Genomic DNA, 9,529 nt, shown 5'->3' on the forward strand with positions numbered 1-9,529 from the left:
CCGACCTGCCGGAGGCAACCACACTTGGTCCGTTTTCGCAACCGGAAAAGCTGGTTGCAAAAACGGACCAAGCGTGGTTGGGCTTCGCCCAGGCCGGACGGGGAAAGAAACCGAGGCCCTTCCCGTGGGCGCTAGCCGCTTCGGCTCGCGCCTTCGGCGCGTAGCGCCCTGCGGGCGGCGGAATATGTCGCCGGTTGGTAGGGGGTGTTAATAGGGGTGCAACAGGCCTGTGGCGGAAGGCTGGGTGAGGTGTCCGGAGTGTCCGGAGTGGGTGAGTTGGGCGCCCGGGAGCGCTCCACGTCGTAACCCGGTGTGCGGAGACCGTCCCAGTGCGGATACACCCGCACCGGTCCGGTCATCACTCGTTGGCGTGTAGGTAACAGCGCGGACACGGGCGCTTGACACGTGTGCGTGGTGCGAACCACACTCGCCAAAACCTGGGAGCGCTCCCAGAACGTCACCGCCGATCAACTGAGGAGTTCTCGTGCGCAACCGTCGAGCGGGCTTGGCCAAGGTCGTGGCCTGCACCGCAGTGCTCGCCGCAGTCACCGCGGCATGTGGGTCGGGAGGGTCCGGCGCGTCTTCGGACGGCAAGGTCGAGCTGACCGTGGCCACGTTCAACGAGTTCGGTTACGAAGAGCTCTTCAAGGAGTACGAGGCCGCGAACTCGAACGTCAAGATCACCCACCGCAAGACCGGTCAGGGCAACCCGCACCACCAGAACCTGTTCACCAAGCTCGGCGCGGGTTCCGGTCTGGCCGACGTGGAGGCGGTCGAGGAGGGTTACCTCAGCCAGGTCATGGCCAAGTCCGGCCAGTTCAACGACCTCAAGGAGATCGGCCCGTCGGACGTGCGCGCCGACCGCTGGCTCCAGTGGAAGACCGACGCCGTCACGACCAAGGACGGCAAGCTCATCGGCTACGGCACCGACATCGGCCCGCTGGCCATGTGCTACCGCAAGGACCTCTTCGAGGCCGCCGGCCTGCCCAGCGACCCCGAGGGCGTGAAGGCCCTGTTCACCTCGTGGGACGCCTACTTCGAGGCCGGCGACAAGTACGTCAAGGCCACCGGCAAGCCGTGGTTCGACTCGGCTGCCCAGGTCTTCAACCCGATGCACAACCAGGCCAAGACCGGCTACTTCGACCGCGACGACAAGCTGGTCATCGAGACCAACGACGACAAGAAGTTCTGGACGCAGGTCACCGGCGCGGTCGCGCGCGGCCAGTCGGCCAAGCTCGCCGCGTGGAGCCCGGAGTGGCAGAACGGCTTCAAGCAGTCCGCCTTCGCCACCAAGACCTGCCCGTCGTGGATGCTGGGCGTGATCGAGGGCAACGCCGGTCCCGAGCACAAGGGCCACTGGGCCGTCACGGCCGCCTTCCCCGGCGGCGGCGGCAACTGGGGCGGCTCGTACCTGACCGTGCCCAAGCAGTCCAAGAACGCCAAGGAGGCCGCGAAGCTGGCCGCGTGGCTGACCGCCCCCGAGCAGCAGATCAAGGCGTTCGTCGCCAAGGGCACCTTCCCCAGCCAGACCCAGGCGCTGATCTCGCCCGAGCTGCTGAACAAGACCAACGACTACTTCGGTGGTGAGAAGGTCGGTCTGCTGTTCGCCGAGCAGGCCAACAAGGTCGCCGGCGCCCAGTACAAGGGCCCGAAGGACGGCGAGATCCAGGACAACGTGATCGCACCGGCGCTCCAGGCCGTCGAGCAGGGCAAGACCGCCGACGAGGGCTGGCAGATGGTCGTCGAGGGAGCCAAGAAGGCTGCCAAGTGACCACCGAACTCACGGTGGCGCGCGGACGACGAGGACGTCAAGCTCTCGTGGCGCTACCGCCTCACCCACTTCGACGTCAAGTACACGCCCTACCTGTTCATCGCCCCCTTCTTCATCCTGTTCGCCATCACCGGCTTGTTCCCGCTGATCTACACGGCCTACGTGTCGTTGTTCGACTGGGAGCTGGGCGCGGACGAGACGCCGTTCATCGGCATCGACAACTACGTCACCCTGGCGACGGACAGCCAGTTCTGGAACGCCCTGGTCAACACGCTGAGCATCTTCGTGCTCTCCAGCGGCCCGCAGCTGGTGGTCGCGGTGCTGCTGGCCGTGCTGCTCAACACCGCGCTGCGCGCGCGGACCGCGTGGCGCATGGGCGTGCTGCTGCCCTACGTGGCCAGCCTCGTGGCGTTGACGATCATCTTCGGCGACCTGTTCGGGCCGCAGTACGGCATGATCAACGACATCCTGGAGTTCTTCGGGATCGGCCGCATCGACTGGCAGGCCGACCGGTGGTGGAGCCACGTCGCCATCGCCACGATGGTCAACTGGCGGTGGACCGGCTACAACGCGCTGATCGTGCTGGCCGCCATGCAGGCCATCCCGCGCGACGTCTACGAAGCCGCCGTCGTGGACGGCGCGAGCCGGGCGCGCCAGTTCTTCAGCATCACGCTGCCGCTGCTGCGCCCGACGCTGATCTTCGTCGTCGTCACCTCGACCATCGGCGGCTTGCAGATCTTCACCGAGCCCAAGCTGTTCGCCCCCTCCGGCGGCAACAACGGCGGCGCGACCAACCAGTACCAGACGGTCGTGCTCTACATGTACCAATCGGGCTTCACCTCGCAGGACCTCGGCTACGCCTCGGCGATGGCCTGGGTGCTGTTCATGATCATCATCGTCATCGCGGGGATCAACTTCCTGCTCACACGCCGCCTCGCCGGCACCGGGGAGGGCTGACGTGCTGAAGAAGGGTGCCACGCCAGTGCGGCGCGGCTCGTCGTCGACGGTCAAGCGACCCGGCATCGGCGTCTACGGACCGCTGATCGCCTTCATCCTGGGCTCGGCCTTCCCGTTCTACTGGTCGTTCGTGGTGGCCAGCAACGACGACAGCGCGGACGGGCCGCTGCTGCCGGGCGGGAAGTTCTTCGTCAACGCCGGCCGCGTCTTCGACACCATCCCGTTCTGGAAGGCGCTGGGCAACAGCATCATCGTCTCCGGCACGGTGACGCTGTCGGTCGTGCTGCTGTCCACGCTGGCCGGGTTCGCCTTCGCCAAGCTGCGCTTCCGCGGGCGCGGGCCGCTGCTGGTGTTCGTGATCGCCACGCTGGCGGTGCCCACGCAGCTGGGCATCATCCCGCTGTACATGGCGATGGCCGAGTTCGGCTGGTCCGGCACGCTCGGCGCGGTCATCATCCCGAACCTGATCACCGCGTTCGGGGTGTTCTGGATGCGCCAGTACATCGTCGACGCCGTCCCGGACGAGCTCATCGAAGCCGCCCGCATGGACGGGTGCAGCCTGCTGCGCACGTTCTGGCACGTGTGCCTGCCGGCCGTGCGCCCGGCCGCCTCGATGCTGGGCGTGTTCACGTTCATGATGTCCTGGAACGACTTCCTGTGGCCGCTGGTGGTCCTCGACGCCGAGAACCCGACCATGCAGGTGGCCCTGGAGAAGCTCCAGAGCGGCTACTACGTCGACAACTCGCTCGTGCTCGCCGGGACCACGCTCGCGACGGTCCCGATTCTGCTCGTGTTCCTCGTCCTCGGGCGGCAGATCGTCGCCGGTATCATGCAGGGTGCTGTGAAGGGGTAGCTGTGGAGTCGATTTCCTTTCCCGAGGGCTTCGTCTGGGGCGCCGCGACCGCGGCGTTCCAGGTCGAGGGTGCGACCACTGTGGACGGTCGCACCAAGTCCATCTGGGACACGTTCTGCGAGACGCCCGGCGCCGTGGTCGGCGGCGACACCGGTGAGCCCGCGGCGGACCACTACTACCGCGTGGAATCCGATGTCCAGCTGATGGCCGACCTGGGCCTGCACGCCTACCGGTTCTCCACCGCCTGGCCGCGGGTGCGGCCCGACGCGGGCCCCGTCAACCAGGCCGGCCTGGACTTCTACTCCCGGCTGGTCGACGCGCTGCTGGAGAAGGGCATCACGCCCTGGCTGACCCTCTACCACTGGGACCTGCCGCAGACCCTGGAGGACAAGGGCGGCTGGGCCAACCGGGACACCGCGTACCGCTTCGCGGAGTACGCCGAGTCGGTCGTGGGCACGCTGGGCGACCGGGTGGAGAACTGGACCACGCTCAACGAGCCGTGGTGCTCCTCGTTCCTGAGCTACGCGGCGGGCATCCACGCGCCCGGCCGGCAGGAGCCGGAGGCGGCCGTGGCGGCGGTGCACCACCTGCTGCTCGGGCACGGTCTCGCCGTCGAAGCGATTCGCGCGCAGAAGGCCGACGCCAAGGTCGGCATCACGCTGAACATGTACCCGATCATCCCCGCCGACCCCGAGGACCCCGCCGACCTGGACGCGGCGCGGCGGCTGGACGGCCTCCAGAACCGGATCTTCCTGGACCCGCTGTTCAAGGGCGAGTACCCCGAGGACATCGTGCAGGACCTGACGCCGTACGGGTTCACCAAGCACATCCGGGAGAACGACCTGGAGATCATCTCCACGCCGTTGGACCAGCTGGGCGTCAACTACTACGCCGAGCACTTCGTCAGCGCCAAGTCCGAGCCGCCGGCCCCGGTCGCCGAGGGCCGCCGCCCCACCGGGTCGCCGTGGGTGGGCGCCGAGCACGTGTCCTTCCCCAGCCGCGGGCTGCCCCGCACCGACATGGACTGGGAGGTCGAGCCGGACGGGCTGAAGAAGGTCCTGGTCCGGGTCGCCCGGGAGTACACCGACATCCCGCTGTACGTGACCGAGAACGGCGCGGCCTACCCGGACGCGATCTCCTCGGACGGCTCGATCGAGGACGTCGACCGGCTCAACTACATCCACTCGCACCTGCGGGCGGCGTGGGAGGCCATCCAGGAGGGTGTCGACCTGCGCGGCTACTTCGCGTGGTCGCTGATGGACAACTTCGAATGGGCGGAGGGTTACGCCAAGCGGTTCGGGATCGTGCATGTCGATTACGAGACGCAAGTCCGGACACCTAAGATGAGCGCCATGTGGTACTCGAAGGTTGCCCGGGGCAACGTGCTCTCAGCGACGGCCGCCTCGTGACCGATGCCGTTGATCCCCCCAAGGCGACGCGCCGACCCAACACCCGGCTCGAAGAGGTGGCCCGGGCCGCCGGGGTGTCCAAGTCCACCGTGTCGCGGGTGATCAACGGCGAACCGTACGTCAGCTCGAAGGCGCGTGAGGCCGTGGCCCAGGCCATCACGCGCCTGGGCTACAGCCCGAACCAGGCGGCGCGCACGCTGGCCGGCAGCCGCGCGAACTGCATCGCGCTGGTCGTGTCGGAGCAGGGCAGCCGGGTGCTCGCGGACCCGTTCTTCGCCGGTGTCCTGCGCGGTGTGCACGCCGAACTGGCGGGCAAGCGGGTCCAGCTCGTCCTCATGATGAGCAAGGAGGGCGACGAGCAGGACCTGGTCAACTACCTGTGCGGCGGCCACGTGGACGGCGTGCTGGTGATCAGCCTGCACGGCCAGGACCCGCTGCCCCGCACGCTGGCCGACGCGGGCCTGCCGACCGTCGTGGGCGGCAGGCCGCTCGGCGCGGGTGGCGTGCCCTATGTGGACTCGGACAACTTCAACGGGGCGATGGAAGCGGCCCGGTACCTGGCTTCGGCGGGCCGCAAGCGAATCGCTTCGATCGCCGGTCCCCGGGACATGGCCGTGGGCATGGACCGGCTGTCCGGGTGGAAGCGCGGGATGTCGCAGGCCCGGCTGCCGGTCGACCTGGTGGCCTACGGCGACTTCACCCCGGAGAGCGGCGCGGCGGCGATGGAGGAGCTGCTGTCGCGCGAGCCGGACATCGACGCCGTGTTCGTCGCGGCCGACATCATGGCGCTGGGCGCGTTGCAGACCCTGCACGCCCACGGCAAGAGGGTGCCCGAGGACGTGGCCGTGGTCGGGTTCGACGACCTGATGATCGCCTCCACCGCGGTGCCGCCGCTGACCACGATCCGGCAGGACGTCGAGCAGCTGGGCCGGACCATGACGTGGCGGCTGATGGCGGAGCTGGCGGGCGAGGAGAACCTGCCGCCGTTCCTGCTGCTGCCGACGTCGATGGTGAAGCGCGTCAGCGCCTGATCACTCGTTCGGCCTAGTGCCCTGGGGTGGGCCGGGGCGTTAACGTTCGAGCGGAGCAGTTCTGGGAGCGCTCCCAGAACGGCTGGGTGTGACCGGCTCGCGCACCGACCCGTGTGGACCTGACCGCCATCGTGGTCCGCCTTCGTTGATCCCTTGCGCAAAGGAGCGCTTGATCGATGGCACCCCGACTCGTGGTGAAGCGGCTGGTCGCCGTGGTGGCCGCGGTGTGCGCGGCGGTGGGGCTGGTGCTGGTGTCCACCCAGACCCGACCCGCCGCGGCGGCGGCCGAGCAGCAGTACGACTGGAAGAACGTCGAGATCGCGGGCGGCGGCTTCGTGCCCGGGATCGTCTTCTCGCCCGCCGAGAAGGACCTGATCTACGCCCGCACCGACATCGGCGGCGCCTACCGGTGGGACAAGACCACCGGCCGCTGGATCCCCCTGCTGGACTTCGTCGGCTGGGACCGGTGGGGCTGGAACGGCGTCGCCTCCATCGCCCCCGACCCGAAGGACGCGTCCAAGGTGTACGCGGCCGTGGGCATGTACACCAACAGCTGGGACCCCGGCAACGGCGCCATCCTGCGCTCCGCCGACCGCGGCGCGACCTGGCAGGCGTCCGTGCTGCCGTTCAAGCTCGGCGGCAACATGCCCGGCCGCGGCATGGGCGAGCGGCTGGCCGTCGACCCCAACGACGGGCGGGTGCTGTACTTCGGCGCGCCCAGCGGCAAGGGCTTGTGGCGCAGCACGGATGGTGGCGCCACCTGGGGGCAGGTTACCTCGTTCCCGAACCCCGGGAACTACGTGGTCGACCCGAACGACACCAGCGGGTACTCCAGCGACAACCAGGGTGTCGTGTGGGTGACCTTCGACCCCAATTCGTCGGCGGGCGGTGTCAGCCGGACGATCTACGTCGGCGTCGCGGACAAGCAGAACACCGTGTACCGGAGTGTGGACGGTGGGGCGACCTGGGCACGGCTGGCCGGCCAGCCGACCGGTTTCCTGGCGCACAAGGGCGTCCTGGCCGGGTCCACGCTGTACATCGCGACCAGCGACACCGGCGGGCCGTACGACGGCGGCAAGGGTGACGTGTGGAAGTACGACACCGTGGGCGGGACGTGGACGCGGATCAGCCCGGTGCCGTCCACCAGTGCGGACAACACCTTCGGGTACTCCGGGCTGACCGTGGACCGGCAGAACCCGAACGTCCTCATGGTGTCCACCCAGATCTCCTGGTGGCCGGACGTCGTCCTGTTCCGGTCGGTCGACGGCGGTGCCACGTGGACGCGGGCGTGGGACTTCACCTCGTACCCGAACCGCAGCTTCCGGTACAAGATGGACATCTCGGCCGCACCGTGGCTGACGTGGGGCGCCAACCCGCAGCCGCCCGAGGTCACGCCGAAGCTGGGGTGGATGGTCGAGTCGATGGAGATCGACCCGTTCGACTCCAACCGGATGCTGTACGGCACCGGCGCGACCATCTACGGGACGACTGATCTGACCAAGTGGGACAGCGGCGGGCAGATCACCATCAAGCCGGTGGTGGGCGGTCTGGAGGAGACCGCGGTGCTGGACCTGATCAGCCCGCCGGCAGGTGCGCCGCTGATCAGCGGTCTGGGTGACATCGGCGGGTTCCGGCACACGGACCTGACCAAGGTGCCGCCGATGATGTTCCTCCAGCCCAACTTCACCACCACGACGTCCCTCGACTACGCCGAGTCGACGCCCGCGGTCATGGTGCGGTCCGGCAACGTCGACGGCGCCGCGCACGTGGCCTTCTCGACCGACGGCGGCGCCAACTGGTTCGCCGGTTCCGAGCCCGGCGGGGTCAGCGGTGGCGGGACTGTCGCGGCGGCGGCTGACGGGTCCCGTTTCGTGTGGAGCCCGGCTGGGGCGGCCGTGCACTACTCGGTCGGGTTCGGCAACTCGTGGACGGCGTCCAGCGGGGTGCCGACCGGGGCTGTCGTGGAGTCCGACCGGGTCAACCCGCGGCGGTTCTACGCGCTGGCCGGCGGGCGGGTGTACTCCAGCGTGGACGGCGGTGCTTCGTTCACCGCTGGTGCCACGGTGGCGGCGTCGAAGCTGCACGCCGTGCCCGGCAAGGAAGGTGAGCTCTGGCTGGCCGGGGAAGGCGGGTTGTTCCGGTCGGTCGACGGTGGCGCTTCGGTGGCTCGGGTGGCCAGCGTGACCTCGGCGGTGAACATCGGTTTCGGCAAGGCCGCGGAGGGCAAGACGTACCCGGCCCTGTACGCGGTGGCGAACCTGGGGTCCGGGAACGGGGTCTACCGGTCGGACGACGTGGGCGCGAACTGGGTCCGCATCAACGACGACCGGCACCAGTTCGGGAACATGGGCGAGGCGATCACCGGCGATCCGCGGGTGTACGGGCGGGTCTACCTGGGCGCGAACGGGCGCGGCATCTTGTACGCCGACCCCGTGGGTCCGTCCCCGACGACCTCCACGTCGACGTCAACCAGCACCACAACCACCACGACCACCACGACCACCACCAGCACCACCACGCTGCCGCCGGTGACGTGCAAGGTGGACTACAAGGTCTCCAGTCAGTGGACTGGGGGGTTCACGGCCTCGGTGAAGATCACCAACACGGGCGTGAACGCGCTTTCACGATGGGCGTTGAAGTTCACCTTCCCCAGCGGACAGGTGATCAGCAACGCGTGGAACGGCAAGGCGTCGCAGACCGACGCCGTTGTCACGGTGACCAACGAGGGTTGGAACGGGACCATCGCGGCGGGTGGCTCGGTGGAGTTCGGATTCCAGGCGAGCTGGCAGGGCAGCAACGTCAATCCCACCGGCTTCACGCTGAACGGCGGTCCTTGTTCGGCTTAGTGGTTGAAGGCTCGGCTTAGTGGTTGGAGGCGCGCAGCCCTCGTTTGGCCTGGCGGCGCAGCTGGAGAATTCTGGCTGCGCCGACCAGCGCCACCACCACGGCCCCACCGATGGCGGCGAACAAGAGCGCCACACCCAACGGCAGGGTCGCCGCGATGCCGAAGAAGTGGATCGTGGCATCGGTCAGGTTTTGCAGGATGAAGACCAGCAGGAAGATCAAGACGACGATCGAGGCCAGCACCGCCACCCACGTGCCGCTGATCCGAGTCGACTTGATCTTGGTGGTCCCAGGCGCAGGCGCACCCTTGTCAGGCGTCAACCGACTCTCGGGCTGCCGGTCCACGGCCGTCGGACCCACCGGGGGAGGACCCTCCGGGATGGGTGCGGTGGGGATCGCGTCCGTGCGGTCCTCGTCACGGGGAGTGGTCACGTGGCGATTATCGGACTGAGACAGGCCAACCGCCAGTCAGACCGCCCCCACCACCCACATGGCCGCACAAGCCCAGGGTTTCCTCTCGCCTACCGCGCGCTTGCGCCGACTCACCCGCGCGCGCCAGGTTTTTCACGAAGCTGCCGCACGGCACTCCTCTACCTGGGCTTCTTGCTTGTGTCATCCCCGTATGGCCTGCCCGAAGGGCTACCACAGATTTCCCCGGGTGCAG

General features: G+C 68.4%; 6 protein-coding genes and 1 pseudogene. 6 read left to right on the forward strand and 1 reads right to left on the reverse strand.

Annotation, left to right across the window (positions count from 1 at the left end):
• Positions 1-484 precede the first annotated feature (484 nt).
• The 6 genes and pseudogenes from WBN91_RS23585 (at position 485) to WBN91_RS23610 (ending at position 8,867) form a co-directional block, all read left to right on the forward strand.
• Positions 485-1,771 carry an ABC transporter substrate-binding protein gene (locus tag WBN91_RS23585; protein WP_337729096.1) on the forward strand — a complete coding sequence of 429 codons (1,287 nt, stop codon included), beginning with the start codon at positions 485-487 and terminating at the stop codon, positions 1,769-1,771.
• Between the two features lie 45 nt (positions 1,772-1,816).
• Positions 1,817-2,728: pseudogene (locus WBN91_RS23590) on the forward strand (carbohydrate ABC transporter permease); the annotation flags it as partial.
• A gap of 64 nt (positions 2,729-2,792) precedes the next feature.
• On the forward strand, positions 2,793-3,581 hold the full coding sequence (locus WBN91_RS23595; protein WP_337729099.1) for a carbohydrate ABC transporter permease: 789 nt from the start codon (positions 2,793-2,795) through the stop codon (positions 3,579-3,581).
• A gap of 11 nt (positions 3,582-3,592) precedes the next feature.
• Positions 3,593-4,990 carry a GH1 family beta-glucosidase gene (locus WBN91_RS23600; protein WP_337729100.1) on the forward strand — a complete coding sequence of 466 codons (1,398 nt, stop codon included), beginning with the start codon at positions 3,593-3,595 and terminating at the stop codon, positions 4,988-4,990.
• On the forward strand, positions 4,987-6,021 hold the full coding sequence (locus WBN91_RS23605; protein ID WP_337729097.1) for a LacI family DNA-binding transcriptional regulator: 1,035 nt from the start codon (positions 4,987-4,989) through the stop codon (positions 6,019-6,021). Before WBN91_RS23600 ends, WBN91_RS23605 begins: the two co-directional genes overlap by 4 nt.
• Before the next feature lie 176 nt (positions 6,022-6,197).
• On the forward strand, positions 6,198-8,867 hold the full coding sequence (locus WBN91_RS23610; protein ID WP_337729098.1) for a cellulose binding domain-containing protein: 2,670 nt from the start codon (positions 6,198-6,200) through the stop codon (positions 8,865-8,867).
• A gap of 16 nt (positions 8,868-8,883) precedes the next feature.
• Here the strand turns inward: WBN91_RS23610 and WBN91_RS23615 are convergent, their stop codons facing one another.
• Entirely contained in the window at positions 8,884-9,297 is a 414-nt protein-coding gene (locus WBN91_RS23615; RefSeq protein ID WP_443217782.1) for a lipopolysaccharide assembly protein LapA domain-containing protein, read from the reverse strand.
• Positions 9,298-9,529 lie beyond the last annotated feature (232 nt).

The sequence above is a fragment of the Saccharothrix sp. CCNWYY140 genome (genome assembly GCF_037401995.1).
In the GTDB taxonomy this organism is placed as follows: Bacteria; Actinomycetota; Actinomycetes; order Mycobacteriales; family Pseudonocardiaceae; genus Actinosynnema.

Excerpts from the sequence above, each read along its gene's own strand:
- WBN91_RS23610 (WP_337729098.1), top strand. The coding sequence starts at position 6,198 with ATGGCACCCCGACTCGTGGTGAAGCGGCTGGTCGCCGTGGTGGCCGCG.